Annotated in this window: 15 protein-coding genes; 6 read left to right on the plus strand and 9 right to left on the minus strand. The window is 74.0% G+C overall.

What is annotated here, in order from left to right:
- Positions 1–14: 14 nt before the first annotated feature.
- Positions 15–1,421, minus strand: a complete 1,407-nt coding sequence (locus ABZS66_RS01670) for a HAMP domain-containing sensor histidine kinase (protein WP_354754112.1) — start codon at positions 1,419–1,421, stop codon at positions 15–17.
- Positions 1,422–1,459: 38 nt separating this feature from the next.
- The gene (locus ABZS66_RS01675) at positions 1,460–2,146 is read right to left on the minus strand and encodes a response regulator transcription factor (RefSeq protein WP_190248912.1); all 687 of its coding nucleotides are present in this window, start codon (positions 2,144–2,146) and stop codon (positions 1,460–1,462) included.
- A 155-nt stretch (positions 2,147–2,301) separates the two neighbouring features.
- Here ABZS66_RS01675 and ABZS66_RS01680 point away from each other — a divergent pair, with 155 nt between their 5' ends.
- Positions 2,302–3,894 carry an alkaline phosphatase D family protein gene (locus ABZS66_RS01680; protein WP_354754114.1) on the plus strand — a complete coding sequence of 531 codons (1,593 nt, stop codon included), beginning with the start codon at positions 2,302–2,304 and terminating at the stop codon, positions 3,892–3,894.
- Between the two features lie 43 nt (positions 3,895–3,937).
- Here ABZS66_RS01680 and ABZS66_RS01685 read toward each other — a convergent pair whose 3' ends face one another.
- The 6 genes from ABZS66_RS01685 to ABZS66_RS01710 all read right to left on the minus strand — a co-directional run bounded on the left by ABZS66_RS01685 (position 3,938) and on the right by ABZS66_RS01710 (position 8,392).
- Positions 3,938–5,128 (minus strand): FAD-dependent oxidoreductase, encoded by a 1,191-nt coding sequence (locus tag ABZS66_RS01685; RefSeq protein ID WP_354754316.1) that lies wholly within the window; start codon positions 5,126–5,128, stop codon positions 3,938–3,940.
- Between the two features lie 4 nt (positions 5,129–5,132).
- The gene (locus ABZS66_RS01690) at positions 5,133–5,678 is read right to left on the minus strand and encodes a QsdR family transcriptional regulator (protein ID WP_354754116.1); all 546 of its coding nucleotides are present in this window, start codon (positions 5,676–5,678) and stop codon (positions 5,133–5,135) included.
- On the minus strand, positions 5,665–6,594 hold the full coding sequence (locus ABZS66_RS01695) for a threonine/serine dehydratase (protein WP_354754318.1): 930 nt from the start codon (positions 6,592–6,594) through the stop codon (positions 5,665–5,667). Before ABZS66_RS01695 ends, ABZS66_RS01690 begins: the two co-directional genes overlap by 14 nt.
- Positions 6,595–6,650: 56 nt before the next feature.
- On the minus strand, positions 6,651–7,415 hold the full coding sequence (locus ABZS66_RS01700) for a crotonase/enoyl-CoA hydratase family protein (protein WP_354754118.1): 765 nt from the start codon (positions 7,413–7,415) through the stop codon (positions 6,651–6,653).
- A 25-nt stretch (positions 7,416–7,440) separates the two neighbouring features.
- Positions 7,441–7,629, minus strand: a complete 189-nt coding sequence (locus ABZS66_RS01705) for a hypothetical protein (protein ID WP_354754119.1) — start codon at positions 7,627–7,629, stop codon at positions 7,441–7,443.
- A gap of 64 nt (positions 7,630–7,693) precedes the next feature.
- Positions 7,694–8,392, minus strand: a complete 699-nt coding sequence (locus tag ABZS66_RS01710; RefSeq protein ID WP_354754121.1) for a winged helix-turn-helix domain-containing protein — start codon at positions 8,390–8,392, stop codon at positions 7,694–7,696.
- Positions 8,393–8,458: 66 nt separating this feature from the next.
- Here ABZS66_RS01710 and ABZS66_RS01715 point away from each other — a divergent pair, with 66 nt between their 5' ends.
- Together ABZS66_RS01715 and ABZS66_RS01720 are read left to right on the plus strand one after the other, a co-directional pair.
- Positions 8,459–9,298: a hypothetical protein gene (locus ABZS66_RS01715; RefSeq protein WP_354754123.1), complete on the plus strand. Its 840-nt coding sequence runs from the start codon at positions 8,459–8,461 to the stop codon at positions 9,296–9,298.
- Positions 9,295–10,017 carry an isocitrate lyase/phosphoenolpyruvate mutase family protein gene (locus ABZS66_RS01720; RefSeq protein WP_354754125.1) on the plus strand — a complete coding sequence of 241 codons (723 nt, stop codon included), beginning with the start codon at positions 9,295–9,297 and terminating at the stop codon, positions 10,015–10,017. Before ABZS66_RS01715 ends, ABZS66_RS01720 begins: the two co-directional genes overlap by 4 nt.
- Here ABZS66_RS01720 and ABZS66_RS01725 read toward each other — a convergent pair.
- Positions 9,996–11,015 carry a LacI family DNA-binding transcriptional regulator gene (locus ABZS66_RS01725; RefSeq protein ID WP_354754127.1) on the minus strand — a complete coding sequence of 340 codons (1,020 nt, stop codon included), beginning with the start codon at positions 11,013–11,015 and terminating at the stop codon, positions 9,996–9,998. The genes ABZS66_RS01720 and ABZS66_RS01725 overlap by 22 nt on opposite strands.
- 80 nt (positions 11,016–11,095) lie before the next feature.
- Between ABZS66_RS01725 and ABZS66_RS01730 the strand changes: the two genes are divergently transcribed.
- Genes ABZS66_RS01730 through ABZS66_RS01740 form a run of 3 tightly spaced genes read left to right on the plus strand, consistent with a single transcriptional unit; the run spans position 11,096 to position 13,750 of the window.
- On the plus strand, positions 11,096–11,782 hold the full coding sequence (locus tag ABZS66_RS01730; protein WP_354754129.1) for a cupin domain-containing protein: 687 nt from the start codon (positions 11,096–11,098) through the stop codon (positions 11,780–11,782).
- A gap of 16 nt (positions 11,783–11,798) precedes the next feature.
- Complete coding sequence (locus ABZS66_RS01735) at positions 11,799–12,950, plus strand: Gfo/Idh/MocA family oxidoreductase (RefSeq protein ID WP_354754131.1); 1,152 nt, start codon at positions 11,799–11,801, stop codon at positions 12,948–12,950.
- The gene (locus ABZS66_RS01740) at positions 12,947–13,750 is read left to right on the plus strand and encodes a sugar phosphate isomerase/epimerase family protein (RefSeq protein WP_354754133.1); all 804 of its coding nucleotides are present in this window, start codon (positions 12,947–12,949) and stop codon (positions 13,748–13,750) included. The genes ABZS66_RS01735 and ABZS66_RS01740 overlap by 4 nt, the downstream gene beginning before the upstream one ends.
- Positions 13,751–13,991: the final 241 nt, after the last annotated feature.

The raw sequence follows: 13,991 nt of genomic DNA on the forward strand, positions 1-13,991 counted from the left end.
ATGCGGCGCCGTGATCAGGAGCTTTTCCGCCGCCAGCGGGAGCGGCCCTCACCCGGTTCGCGAGAGAGCCGGCCGACCAGGCCGAAGCGCGAGGTGGTCGGCTGCTCCTTCGGCGCCGGGTCGGCGTCGGCCATGACGATCACGACGCTCGCGCCGCCCAGGGTGGCCGACGTGCCGATGTTGACCGTGCCGTTGCCCTCGACCGCGACCCGCCGGACGATGTCCAGGCCCAGGCCGGTCGAGCCCTGGTCGCTCTCGCCGCGCTGCAGCGCCCGCTCCGGGTCGGGGATGCCGGGGCCGCCGTCCTCGACCCGCAGCACGATGTAGCCGTCGTCCCGGCGGTTCACCGTGACCTCGAACGGGACGCCCTGCGGCGTGTACCGGATGACGTTGCCGATGAGCGCGTCGAGCGCCGCGGCCAGCTCGCTCTTCGGCACCGTGACCGGCGCCGGATCGTCGACGCCGACCGCCTTGCAGTCGCGCTCCTGGTCGCCGGCGACCGCGGACCAGAACATCATCCGGTCGCGCACCACCTCGGCGACGTCGCAGCCCTCGCCGCCCGTCGACGGGGCGGCGCCGTCGCCGCGCTCGCTGCGGTCGGGGGCGGGGGAGTGGGCGTCGATCGGCTCGCGCATCGCCCGGATGAGCTTGTCGATCTCGACCTCGAGCGCCGCGATCGCGTCGCGGATGCGCTCGGCGTCCTGGCTGTCGTCGAGGGTCTCGGCGTCCAGCCGCAGCGCGGTGAGCGGGGTGCGCAGCCGGTGCGACAGGTCGGCGACGAGCTCCCGCTCGTTCGACAGCAGCGCCATGATCCGGTCGGCCATCACGTTGAGGGCGAAGCTCGCCTCGGCCAGCTCGCGCGGGCCCTGCGGAATGGTGCGTACGTCGAGGTAGCCCTCGCTGAGCGCCGAGGCGGCGCCGGCCAGTTGCCGGGCCGACATGGTGATCTTCGCGGCCAGCCGGTCGGCGACCCAGACCGAGGCGATGACCAGGCCGAGCGCGACGGCGCCGAGCGCCCACCAGGCCCCGGCCACGCCGTTGGACAGCTCCGACTCGGGGATGAACACCTCGACCACCGCCGTGCGGCCGGAGCCGACGTCGACCGGTTCGAGGTACGACAGGCCGTCCCGGACCTCGGCGATCACCGGCGCCGCCTGGTCGGCGGCCCGCGCCAGGTCGCCCGGGGCCGCGTGGCCGGTGCCGATCTCGATGCCGTCGTCGGTCAGGTTGTGCACCGACACGCGCGTCACCGCGGGGCCGCCGGTGCTGGCGATGGCCCGCTCGATGGCGAGCGGGTCCGTGGTCACGGTGAGGACCGCGACGACCACGGCGGTCTGCCGCTCGGCGTCGGCGATGGCACGCTCGCGGGCGAGCTGCTGGACGACGAGCCCGAGCGGGATGAGGAAGGCGAGGGCCACCATCGCGGTGACCGCGGCCGAGACGTAGGCGAGGGTTCGCCTCAGCCCGGCGCCGCGAATCTGAAGCCCACTCCCCGCACGGTGTGCAGGTATCTGGGCGCCGAGGCGCTCTCGCCAAGTTTCCGGCGTAGCCAGTACAGATGCACGTCGATCGTCTGGTCCTCGCCCACTGAGGGTTGCCGCCATACCTCCTCCAACAGCTCACGGCGTGAGACGACCCGTCCCGGACGGGCGGCGAGGTACGCCAGCAGGTCGAACTCCTTGCGGGTCAGCGTCAGCGGCTCGCCGTGCAGGTACGCCTGGCGCTGGCCGATGTCGACACGCAAGCCTCCCACCTCGATGGCGGTGGGTTCCTCGCGGCTCGCCCGGCCGGTGCGGCGCAGCACGGAGGTCATCCGGGCGTCGAGGTGGGCGCTGGTGAACGGCTTGATCATGTAGTCGTCGGCGCCCGCCTTGAGCAGCCGGACGATCTCCGCCTCGTCGTCGCGGGCGGTGGCGATGATGATCGGCGTGTCGGCGATGCCGCGCAGCATGCGCAGGGCGTCGGCGCCGTCGAGATCGGGCAGCCCGAGGTCGAGCACCACCAGGTCGGGCGTCTCCGCGGCGAAGCGCCGCAGGGCCTCCAGCGCGGTGCCGACGGCGTGCACGGTATGACCCCGGTCCGTCAGCGAACGCAGCAGGGCACCCCGCACGACATGGTCGTCCTCAACCAGCAGCACCGTGGCCATGCGATGAAAATACTGCCTCACGCAAGAGGCAGTACCGGCGGTCGATGAACATTTCCGACATGTCCGGATTATTCCCGCTGGTCATCCCCCGTTTGCCGCAACTTCGAGTCGAGTGGGTACTGCTCGGTAACCGGCTGGGCGTACAACTTCCAACCATGACTGTCGATGCAGCCCTCACCCGTCGTTCGCTGCTCATCGCCGGTGGCGCCGCGGCCGCGGTGGCCGTCGCGGCCGACGCCGGCGCCGCAACAACCCCCGTCTTCCTCCACGGCGTGGCGTCCGGCGACCCGCTGCCGGACGGCGTCCTGCTGTGGACCCGGGTCACCCCCACCTCGCAGGCCCAGCCCGGCTCCGGCCTCGGCCCCACCGTCACCGTCACGTGGCAGGTCGCCACCGATGCCGCCTTCGCGGGCGTGGTGCAGAGCGGCCAGGTGGCCACCGGTCCCGAGCGCGACCACACCGTCAAGGTCGACGTGCGGGGGCTCCAGCCGGCCACCACGTACTGGTACCGCTTCGGCACCGGCGGCGCCTGGTCGCCGACCGGTCGCACGCTGACCGCCCCGGCCACCGACGCCGCCGTCGCGCTGCTGCGCTTCGGCGTGGTGTCGTGCTCCAACTGGGAGGCCGGGTACTTCGCGCCGTACCGGCTGCTCGCCCAGCGCGGCGACCTCCAGGCCGTCGTGCACCTCGGCGACTACCTGTACGAGTACGCGTCGGGCGGCTTCACGGCGGGCGGCACGGTGGTGCGGCAGGCCCAGCCGACCCACGAGATCGTGACGCTCGCCGACTATCGGATCCGGCACGCGCAGTACAAGAGCGACCCGGATGCCCAGACCCTGCACGCCGCCGTCCCGTGGATCATCACCTGGGACGACCACGAGGTGGCCAACGACATGTGGGCGGGCGGCGCGGAGAACCACGACCCGGCGACCGAGGGCTCGTTCGCGGCGCGCGTGGCGGCCGCCCGCCAGGCCTACGCGGAGTGGATGCCCGTCCGCCTGGGCACCGACGGCACCATTTACCGGCGCGTGCGCTTCGGCCGACTGGCCGAGCTGTCGATGCTCGATCTTCGCTCGTACCGTAGTCAGCAGGCCTCCGGCACCGCCGTCGACGACCCGTCCCGCACGATCACGGGCGACAACCAGATGGCGTGGCTGCAGCAGGGCCTCGCAAGCTCCGGCGCCCAGTGGAAGATCGTCGGCAACCCCGACATGATCGCCCGGGTCGACGTCGGCACGCTGCCCGCCTGGCTGCTCGGCCCGATCGGCAAGCTGCTCGGCATCCCGTCGAACGGCTTCGCGATCAACACCGACCAGTGGGACGGCTACAACGCCGACCGCGACGAGCTGGTCAACCACCTGCGGGCGCACTCGGTCCGCGACACGGTCTTCATCACCGGCGACATCCACACCTCGTGGGCCAACGAGCTGGTGACCAGGTCGACGGCCGGCTCCCCGACCGCCGTGGAGTTCGTCGTACCGTCGGTGACCAGCGACAACGTCGACGACTTCGTCGGCCTGCCGCCGGGCTGGGCCGGCCCGATCGCGGCGAGCATCGTGCGGGCCGCGAACCCGCACGTGAAGTGGGCCGAGCTGGAGGGCCACGGCTACGGCGTCCTGGAGGTCCGCCCGGAGGCCTGCCGCATGGAGTGGTACCACGTCCGCGACCGCAAGGACCGCAACACCACGGCGACCCGGGTGAAGGCCTACCGCGTGGCAACTGGCATCTCCCGCCTGACCGCGGTGTAGAGCCGCCGCTGCCCGCTCGCCCCCCGCACCGGGTGCCCCGTGGTCAGCGTGGGGGTGGGGCGTGTTCGGGGAGCAGGCCGACGCCGATCACGCGGGCCGGCAGCGCGCGCAGCAGTGGGTAGCGGTCCAGCACCCGGAGCCCGAGCGGCGGGCGGACCGGGCGGCCCTCCACCGCCGGCTGCAGGACGGCCCGCTGGAGCAGACGCTGGACGAGCTGCGTACCCGCCGTCGGGAACGTGCGGCGGCGCTGGACGCGGGCCAGTTCGCGCGACGTCGGTGCGCGGCCCCGCAGGAACGCCGGGGCGATCACCCGGGCGGCGGCCACCGCGTCCTGGATCGCCAGGTTGATGCCGACCCCGCCGACCGGCGACATCGCGTGCGCGGCGTCGCCGATGAGCAGGCAGCCGGGGACGTGCCAGCGGTACAGGCGATCCATCCGCACGGTCAGCGTCCTGATCTCGTCCCAGGTCGCGAGCATCGCCGCCCGGTCGGCCAGCCACGGCACGCTCGCGGCGACCGACTCGCGGAACGCGCCCAGGCCGTGCGCGCGGATCGCTTCGTCGGCCCCCTTCGGCACGACGAACCCCAGCTGCCAGTGTTCACCCCGGTCGATGCCGATCACGAGCCGGCGGTCGCCGACCGTGCCGACCAGGCCCTCGGGGTCCTCGGGGTAGCGGGGCAGCCGGAACCACAGCACGTCGATCGGCGTCCCGAAGGCCTTCGACCGCAGCGCGAGCTCCCGCCGTACCGTCGAATGGCGCCCGTCGCAGGCCACCGTCAGCGCCGCGTCCACCTCGAACGCACCGTCCGGGCCGTCGCCGGCGACCCCGACGACCCGCCCGGCCGCCCGCCGGACCGAAGTGACCTGATATTTCCGATATATCGGTAGCTCGCCGGCCGACGCCAGCAGCTCCAGGAAGTCCCACTGCGGCACGAACATGACGTACGGATGCGGCGTCCGCAGCCGCGAGAAGTCGGCCGGGCGGAACGTCCCCGCCGGGTACCGCACCTGGAACTCGCTCACCTTCCGGTGGGGCAGCGCCTCGACCCGCTCGCCCAGCCCGAGCTCGTCCATGAGCTGGAGCGTCGAGGGGTGCACGGTGTCGCCCCGGAAGTCGCGCAGGAACGTCGTGTGCTGCTCCAGCACGACACACCGCACGCCCTGGCGGCGCAGCAGGAGCGCCAGCACCAGCCCGGCCGGGCCGCCGCCCACGATGCACACATCGGTGGAGATCATCTCAGTCCTCCAGCAACCGCCCGATCACCTGGAGTGCCTGGTCGACGTCGGGCTCACCGTCGGCGATCGCGTCCGCGTACAGGAAACTCTCCCCGATCCGGACGAGGACAAACGCGAGCGTGCGCGCGTCGAGGCGCGGCGCGAACGCACCGGCCTCGATCTCCGCCTGCATCAGCCCCTCCAGGTGCGCGACCACGTTCGGCTGGACGATGCCCCGCTTGGAGGTGAGGATGCGCAGCGCCGCCTCCGGCTCGGTGGCCAGGAAGTGGCGCAGGCTGGGCTGGTCGTTGACGCCGTGGAGGAAGTTGCCGATCACCGCCACGATCCGGTCGGCGCCGCGCCGGCCCTCGGCGTGCCGGACCGCGCGCTGCAGGTTGCGGTCGGTGAGGTACCACAGCACGTGCCCGAGCAGCTGGTCGCGGCTGCCCGTGCGCCGGTAGAGCGTGGCCCGCCCGATCCCCAGCTCGGCCGCGAGCGAGCGCATGTCGACGCGCCGCTGGTCGAGGAACCGGCGCAGGGCCGCGTCGAAGACGTCATCCGGTGGCATGCGCCGGCTCGGCGTGCAGCGTCGCGGGGTCGGTGTTGGCCCCGCAGAGCACCACCGCCACGCGCTCCCCGGCATCCGGCACGTACACCCCGGCATCGAGCGCCGCGAATGCCGCCGCCGCACCGTGCTCGACGACGATCCGATACTGGTCCCACAGCCGCCGCCGCGCCTCGACGATCGCCTCGTCCGTCACCAGCAGACTTTTCATCCCATGGTGTACTGCGAGCGCGAAGGGAATCGTGCCGATCCGCCGGGCGCCGAGGGAGTCCCCGGCCACGCTGTCCACCGCGACGTCCACCGGCGTGCCGGCGGCGAGCGCCGCGTGCAGCGTCGGGGCGCCGACCGGCTCGACCGCGACCACCCGCACGCGGTCGCCGAGGGCGGCGCCGATCCCGCCGACGAGCCCGCCCCCGCCGGTGGCGACGAGCACCGTGTCGACGTCCGGCAGCTCCAGCCCGACGGTGCCCTGCCCGGCGACGATCTCCGGCTGGTCGTAGGCGTGCACGAACAGTGCCCCGGTCTCGGCCACGCGGATCGTCGAGGCGGCGTACGCCTCGGCGTACTCCCGGCCGTGCTGGTGGACGACGGCGCCCAGCTCCCGCAGCCTGGCCACCTTGGTCGCGGGCGCGGTCACCGGCACGAACACCTCCGCCGGCACCCCGAGCGTCGCCGCCGCGTAGGCCACCCCGAGCCCGGCGTTCCCGCCCGAGGCCACCACGACGCCGGCGCCGGTCAGCTCGCCGGCCTCGCGCGCCGACAGGATCCGGTTGAATGCCCCGCGGGCCTTGAACGAGCCGCTGTGCTGGAGCAGCTCGAGCTTGAACCACAGCCCGGGCCCCACCTCGTACGACGGCGTGCGCCGCACGTGCGACCCGATCCGTCGGGCGGCGTCCTCGATGTCCTGCCGATTCGGGATGTCCACGCCCTCACGATAACGACGTTTCCGGCGGCTCCAAGGTGCTGGCCCGTTCCCTACGAAGGTTGGCCGCCGTGGCGCCCTTCACCCGCCGCGAACCGGGCCGCTCCCTCGCGGGCACCGGCGGCCAGCGACGCGACCCCGAACCCGTATTCGTCGGCGAGCGCCTCGTCGAGCGGCCGGTCCAGCCCCGCGTACAGCGCCGCCCGGTCGTTGCGCAGGCAGGCCTGGGGGAGCGCGGCGAGCTGGGCGGCCAGCGCCTCGGCGGCCGCGCGCGCGGTGCCGGGCGGGACCACGCGGTCGGCCAGGCCGATGCGCATCGCCTCGTCGGCACCGACCGGCCGGCCGGTGAGGATCAGGTCGAGCGCCCGGCCGGTACCGATGAGGCGGGGCAGGCGCACCGTGCCGCCGTCGATCAGCGGCACGCCCCAGCGCCGGCAGAAGACGCCGAACACGGCGTCCTCCTCGACGACCCGCAGGTCGCACCAGATCGCCAGCTCCAGGCCGCCGGCGACGGCGTGGCCGGCCACGGCGGCGATCACCGGCTTGCCCAGCGCCATCCGGGTCGGGCCGAGCGGCCCGTCGCCGTCCGGCTCGACCCGGTTGCCGTCACCGGCCGCGACGGCCTTGAGGTCGGCGCCGGAGCAGAACGTGCCGCCGGCGCCCCACAGCACCGCCACCGCGGCCGTGTCGTCGGCGTCGAACTCGCGGAACGCCGCCGCCAGCGCCTCGGCGGTGGTGCGGTCGACGGCGTTGCGCGTCTCCGGGCGGTCGAGGACGACGGTCCAGACCGGCCCGGAGCGCTCGATGCGAACGGTCATGCGGTCCAGTGTGGTCCCTGGTGCCTTACCGGCGGCGCCGCCGGTACCCGCCGAACCGGGTGTGCCAGGTGCCGGCGCCGGCCAGGTGCAGGGCGATGCAGAGGAACCCGGCGAGGGTGAGCGTCGGGATGTCGAACACCGGCCCGAGGTCGCCGCCGAACAGGTCGAGCAGCAGCGCGATGAGGAACAGGACGACGGCGATGATGGCGAACATGACAGCCTCCTTGCGAGGGGGAACGCATTCGAAGTGAGCGCTGTCTACCCATCTCCGCCGAAAATCAATCGAGCCCCTCGATGCCGAGCAGGTCGCGCAGCCCGCGCGAGCCGGCCGGGGTGACCCGCACCGCCCGCCCACTGCCGATCCGGGCCACCCAGCCGAGCGCCAGGAACCGCTCGCACAGCCGCGCCCCGGCCAGCCCGGCCAGGTGCGGGCGGCGCTCGGTCCAGTCGAGGCAGGCCCGCGCGATCGGCCGCTTCGGCCGCTCGAACGCGGCCGGTTCGAGCCCGGCCGGCCCGGTCAGCCACGCCAGCCCGGCCTCGGTGACGGCGAACCCGCCCCGCTGGTCGAGCAGCCCTCTGGTGGTCATCGCGTCGGTGAGCGCGACCCCGAGCCGGCCGGCGAGGTGGTCGTAGCAGGTCCGCCCGCGCTGCAGGGCCGCCGCGGCGGTGACCGCGCGCAGTCCCGTGGCCGGCCGGGCCGGCCCCAGCCGGGCGGCCATGTCCTCCAGCAGGCCGGCGACGGACGGGTCGGCCAGCCGGAGGTACCGGTGCCGCCCCTGCCGCTCCTCGGCGAGCAGGCCGCCCTCGGTGAGGCGGTGCAGGTGCTCGGTGGCCGTGGACCGGGCGACACCGGCGTGCGCCGCCAGCTCACCCGCCGTCCAGGCCCGCCCGTCGAGCAGGGCCAGGCACATCGCGGCCCGCGTCTCGTCCGCGAGCAGGGCGGCGAGCGCGGCCAGGTCCTTCGCGCCGGTGCTCATGCCCTCCATCCTGCGCCGCCGACGGTTCGGCCGGCACCGAACCGTCCCGCGCCTAGCGTGGAACCCATGCGAGAGATCTCGGATCCGGCGCTGGCCCGGGGCGTCCTGACCGACCCGGCGTTCCGCGTCCCGCCGGTGCCGCCGGGCTCCACCGGCCTGGCCTGGCTCCGCGCCACGGTGAGCCGCTTCGCCGACGGCCCGGCCCACACCCGCCGCCGCGCGCTGGCGGAGTCGCTGCTCGCGGCCATCGACCCGGCGGCGCTGGCCGCCGCCCCGCCGGCCCACCCGGTGGCGACCCTGGCCGCGGCGCTGGGCGTGCCGCCGACCCCGCGCCTGGTGGAGGACGTCCGCCTGGTGGCGGCGTCCTACCAGCCGGCGTCGGCCGGTCTGCCCGCGCCGGACGGACGGGAGGTTGGGGTGGATGCGGCCGACGCGGCCGTCGAGCGGCTCGTGGCCCTGCTCGGCGGCCACCGGGACGAGCGGACCGCCGCGCACCTCTGCCTGCTCGTCCAGGCGTGCACGGCGACGGAGACACTCATCGATCGCGCCCGCACCCGGAGCGTCGAGGAGGTGCTCCGCGACGACCCACCGGTCCCGGCCACCCGGCGTCAGGCCACGGAGGACACCACCGTCGGCGGCCTGGCGATCGCGGCCGGCGAGGTCGTGCGGGTCAGCCTGGCCGCGGACCCGTTCGGCGCCGGGCCCCGCGCCTGTCCCGGCCGCGCCCATGCCCTGGCGCTCGCGTCGAGCGCCCTGGGTTCGAGCGCCGCAGTTTCGAGCGCCGCCGCTGCGAGTGCCGCCGCTGCGAGCCCCGCCGCTGCGAGCGCCCTCGCCGCTCCGGACGCGGCCACCGATGCCCCCGGCGTCCGAGCCGCCCACGGCCGAACGGAAGGAGTCGCCCGATGACGACGTTTGCCGATCTCCACCGGCCCGGCGCGCCTTTGCTGCTTCCCAACGTCTGGGACGTGGCATCGGCGCAGGCCATGGTCCGGGCCGGGTTCCGGGCCCTCGGCACCACGAGCCTCGGGGTCGCCGCCGCCGCGGGGCGGCCCGACGGCGACAACCTCACCGCCGCCGACACCGTCGCCCTCGTGCGGCGCCTGCGCGGGCTCGGCTGCCTGGTCACCGCCGACATCGAGCGCGGCTCGGTCGAGACCGCCGTGGCGGTGGCCGAGGCCGGGGCAGTGGGGGTCAACGTCGAGGACGCGATGGGTGACCCCGGCGAGCACGCCGACCTCGTCCGGCGGATCAAGCGGGCGGCGCCCGACCTGTTCGTCAACGCCCGCACCGACACCCACTGGCTCCGCGCCGGTACCGCCGCCGAGGCGATCGAGCGGGTCCGCCGCTACGCCGACGCCGGCGCCGACGGGGTGTTCGTCCCCGGGCTCGCCGACGCCGCGGACATCAGGGCGATCGCGCAGGCGGTGGAGGTACCGCTGAATGTCCTGTATCTGCCCGGGAAATCGACGCTCGCCGAACTCGCCACGCTCGGCGTGGCCCGGGTGAGCCTCGGGTCGCTGCCGTTCCGGGCGGCCCTCCAGGCGGCCGTCGACACCGCGGTCGCCGTGCGGGACGGCGCGCCCACCGGTGACCGCCTTCCCACCTACCGGGACGTCAACGGCTGACTGCTCTCCCGGCGGACCAGGGTCGCCGCGGCCGGCTCGACCCGGTCGTGGCGCTCCTCGTCGTCGAGGGCCAGGGCCATCGCGCGGGCGCCCATCTCGGTCAGCGGCAGCCGGATCGTGGTCAGCGCCGGGGTCACGTCGCGGGCGATCGGCATGTCGTCGAACCCGATGACGCTCACGTCGTCCGGCACGGCGATCCCGCGGGCCCGCAGCGCGCTGAGCGCGCCGACCGCCATCGAGTCGTTGAGGGCCACGACTGCGGTCAGGTCGGGGGTGTCGGCGAGCAGCCGCCCGGTCGCCTCGGCGCCGCCGTCGCGGTCGAACGCCGCGTACGCGACCCGGCGGGCCGGTAACGTGCGGCCCAGCTCGCGGGCGGCGCGGCGCAGGCCGGCCAGCCGGTCGGTGGTCGTGGTGAGCACCTTCGGGCCGGCGATCACGCCGACCTTGCGGTGGCCGGCGCCGAACACCTCGCAGCCGGCCAGGTAGCCGCCCTCCTCGTTGGCCGGCATGACCGCGTCGCCCGGCAGTTCGTGGCGGCCGATGACGGAGACCCGGCCGCCCGTGCGCGTGTACGCGGCGAGCTTGCCCTTCAGCGCCTTGGTGAACGACGGGTCGTGGTAGCCCGAGCCGGCCAGCACGATCGCGGCGACCTGCTGGGCCCGCAGCAGCTCGACGTACTCCAGCTCGCGCGCCGGGTCGCGGTAGCTGTTGCAGATGATGACGAGGCGGCCGTTCGCGGTCGCGACCTGCTGCAGGCCGCGGGTGATCTCGGCGAAGTACGGGTCGGAGACGTCGTGCACGATCACGCCCACCGCGGTCCGCTGGGCCCGCGCGAGCAGCTGGGCGTGCGCGTTCGGCACGTACTGCAGCTCGTCGACCGCTCGCAGCACCCGCGCGCGCAGCTCCTCCGTCACCAGCTTCGTGCTGCCGCTGATGATGCGTGAAGCGGTGGCCGGTGACACGCCCGCGCGGCGGGCGACATCGGCGAGCGTCGCCATCGTCTGGCTCCCTTCCATTGACCGGTGCTCAGCGTACCGGTTAGCCTCAGGAAAGCGTTTTCCTGCCGACAGGAGTGGTCATGGGTTCGCCGTTGCCCGGCGCGGTCGGGATTTCGAAACTGTCCGTCTACGACACGACGGCCCCCGACGGCCTGGTCGGCGGCACACCGCACCTGCACCTCACCTGCTCGGAAGGGTACGTGGTGATCGCCGGCGCGGGCCACGTGCAGACGCTCGCCACGTCCGGCTACGCCGAGACGCCGCTGCGGCCGGGCACCGTCGCCTGGTTCCCGCCCGGCACGATCCACCGCCTGGTCAACGAGGGCGGCCTCCAGATCGTCGTCGTCATGCAGAACAGCGGCCTGCCCGAGGCGGGCGACGCGGTCATCACGTTCCCGCCCGGCGTGCTCGCCGACGCGGGCGCCTATCAGGCGGCGGCGACCCTGCCGGGCGACGACATCACCGCCGCCTACCGCCGGCGCGACCTCGCCGTCACCGGGTTCCGCGCGCTGCGCGACGGCGGACCGGCGGCGCTGGCGGAGTTCCACGCCGCCGCCGCCCGGCTCGTCGCGCCGAAGCTGCCGGAGTGGCGCAAGCGGTGGGCGGACGGCGCCCTGCAGGCCGCCGCCGACACCGGCCGGCAGCTCGACGCGCTGGAGCGCGGTGACCACAGCCATCTGGCCGCGGGCGGCATCGAGGTGCGCCCGGAGCCCAGTGAACACGGCCGGCACGGCATGTGCGGCCTGCTCGACACCTACCACGTCTGACTCTGAGAGGGGTCCAGTGTCCCGCCTTCCGATCGGCATCGTGCTCAACGGCGTCACCGGCCGCATGGGGTACCGCCAGCATCTCGTCCGGTCCCTCCTCGCCATCCGGGAGGAGGGCGGCCTGCCACTGGCCGACGGCACCCGCCTCTGGCCCGAACCGATCCTGGTCGGCCGCAGCGAGACCAAGCTCGCCGAGATCGCGCAGCGGCACGGGCTGACCGAGTGGACCACCGACCTGACCGCCGCGCTCGCCCGGCCCGACGTGCAGATCTACTTCGACGCCCAGGTGACGCAGCAGCGCGAGAAGGCGATCCGCGCGGCGATCGAGGCGGGCAAGCACGTGTACACCGAGAAGCCGCTCGCCGAGGACACCGCCGCCGCGGTCGACCTGTGCCGGGCCGCGCGCGCCGCCGGCATCAAGCACGGCGTGGTGCAGGACAAGCTGTTCCTGCCCGGCCTGCGCAAGCTCAAGCGGCTCGTCGACGGCGGCTTCTTCGGCCGCATCCTGTCGGTGCGCGGCGAGTTCGGCTACTGGGTCTTCGAGGGCGACTGGCAGACGGCCCAGCGCCCGTCGTGGAACTACCGCGCGGCCGACGGCGGCGGCATCGTCGTCGACATGTTCCCGCACTGGCACTACGTGCTGGAGCAGATCTTCGCGCCGGTCCGGTCGGTCCAGGCGACGATCGCCACCCACATCCCGGCCCGCGTCGACGAGCAGGGTCTTGAGTACGAGGCGACCGCCGACGACGCCGCCTACGGCATCTTCGAGCTCGACGGCGGCGCCGTCGCACAGATCAACTCCTCGTGGGCCGTCCGGGTGTACCGCGACGAGCTCGTCGAGTTCCAGGTCGACGGCACGCACGGCAGCGCCGTGGCCGGCCTGCGCGAGTGCCGCATCCAGCACCGCGGTTCCACCCCGAAGCCGGTGTGGAACCCGGACCTCCCGGCCACCGAGCGCTTCCGTGACCAGTGGCAGCTCGTGCCCGACAACGAGGTCTACGACAACGGCTTCAAGGTGCAGTGGGAGCTGTTCCTGCGGCACGTCCACTCCGACGCGGCCTTCCCGTGGGACTTCGCCGCCGGCGCCCGCGGCGTCCAGCTCGCCGAGCTGGGCCTGCGCTCCGCCGCCGAGGGCCGCCGCATCGAGATCCCCTCCCTGGAGCTGTGATGCGCTTCTCCCTGAACCAGGCCACCACGAAGCGCTGGCCGATGGACGAGACGGTGGCCGGCTGCGTGGCCGCCGGCGTCACGCAGATCGGCCTGTGGCGCGACCAGGTGGCCGACCACGGCCTCGACCGCACCGCGGCGCTGCTCCGCGCCGAGGGCCTGACCGTCACGTCCCTGTGCCGGGCCGGCTTCTTCACCGCCCCCGACTGGAAGGACGACAACCTCCGGGCCATCGAGGAGGCGGCCGCCCTGGGCGCGCCCGTCCTGGTCCTGGTGAGCGGTGGCCTCCCCGCCGGCAGCCGGGACATCGACGCCGCCCGCCGGCGCGTGAGCGACGCGGTCGGCGAGCTCGTCCCGCACGCCCGCGACGCCGGCGTACGCCTCGCGATCGAGCCCCTGCACCCGATGTTCGCCTCCGACCGCTGCGTGGTGTCGACCCTGCGCAACGCCCTGGACCTGGTCGCGCCGTACCCCGCCGAGGACGTCGGCGTCACCGTCGACACGTACCACCTGTGGTGGGACGACGAGGTCTGGTCCCAGATCGCCCGGGCCGGTGCGGAGTCGCGGATCGCGTGCTTCCAGGTGGCCGACTGGGTCACCCCGCTTCCAGAAGGTGTACTGCTGGGGCGCGGCCTGCCGGGCACCGGCTGCGTGGAGCTGCGCCGCTTCCGCGAGGCGGTCGACGCCGCGGGCTACACGGGCCCGATCGAGGTGGAGGTCTTCCACGAGGACGTCTGGAGCCGCCCCGGCGACGAGGTCCTGAAGGAGACCCTGAGCCTGTACGCCGAGCACGTCCTCTGAGCCCCGCGTCGCCCACCCCATGATCATGGGAACAATCCGGCTGCCATGACGACCAGATGTTTCCCACGATCATGACGCCGCCCGCTCCGTTCATGATCGATGGCGAGTTCTGGTTGCCATGACAGCCAGAACTCGCCATCGATCATGAGTCTGTTCGCCGCGACCCCGCCCGACTCGGCCGCCGGTCGGCTCGTCGGGCGACATTTCCGAAAAGTCCGGCACAATCGGCCGGCGGGTGGTG

The organism is Dactylosporangium sp. NPDC005572 (genome assembly GCF_040605515.1).
Taxonomy (GTDB): Bacteria; Actinomycetota; Actinomycetes; order Mycobacteriales; family Micromonosporaceae; genus Dactylosporangium.

What these genes read in the sequence shown, in the direction of transcription:
- ABZS66_RS01730 (WP_354754129.1), top strand. Translation starts at nt 11,096, where the DNA reads ATGGGTTCGCCGTTGCCCGGCGCGGTCGGGATTTCGAAACTGTCCGTC.
- ABZS66_RS01715 (WP_354754123.1), top strand. Translation starts at nt 8,459, where the DNA reads ATGCGAGAGATCTCGGATCCGGCGCTGGCCCGGGGCGTCCTGACCGAC.
- ABZS66_RS01705 (WP_354754119.1), bottom strand. Translation starts at nt 7,629, where the DNA reads ATGTTCGCCATCATCGCCGTCGTCCTGTTCCTCATCGCGCTGCTGCTC.
- ABZS66_RS01720 (WP_354754125.1), top strand. Translation starts at nt 9,295, where the DNA reads ATGACGACGTTTGCCGATCTCCACCGGCCCGGCGCGCCTTTGCTGCTT.
- ABZS66_RS01690 (WP_354754116.1), bottom strand. Translation starts at nt 5,678, where the DNA reads ATGCCACCGGATGACGTCTTCGACGCGGCCCTGCGCCGGTTCCTCGAC.
- ABZS66_RS01725 (WP_354754127.1), bottom strand. Translation starts at nt 11,015, where the DNA reads ATGGCGACGCTCGCCGATGTCGCCCGCCGCGCGGGCGTGTCACCGGCC.
- ABZS66_RS01700 (WP_354754118.1), bottom strand. Translation starts at nt 7,415, where the DNA reads ATGACCGTTCGCATCGAGCGCTCCGGGCCGGTCTGGACCGTCGTCCTC.
- ABZS66_RS01675 (WP_190248912.1), bottom strand. Translation starts at nt 2,146, where the DNA reads ATGGCCACGGTGCTGCTGGTTGAGGACGACCATGTCGTGCGGGGTGCC.
- ABZS66_RS01680 (WP_354754114.1), top strand. Translation starts at nt 2,302, where the DNA reads ATGACTGTCGATGCAGCCCTCACCCGTCGTTCGCTGCTCATCGCCGGT.
- ABZS66_RS01670 (WP_354754112.1), bottom strand. Translation starts at nt 1,421, where the DNA reads ATGGTGGCCCTCGCCTTCCTCATCCCGCTCGGGCTCGTCGTCCAGCAG.
- ABZS66_RS01710 (WP_354754121.1), bottom strand. Translation starts at nt 8,392, where the DNA reads ATGAGCACCGGCGCGAAGGACCTGGCCGCGCTCGCCGCCCTGCTCGCG.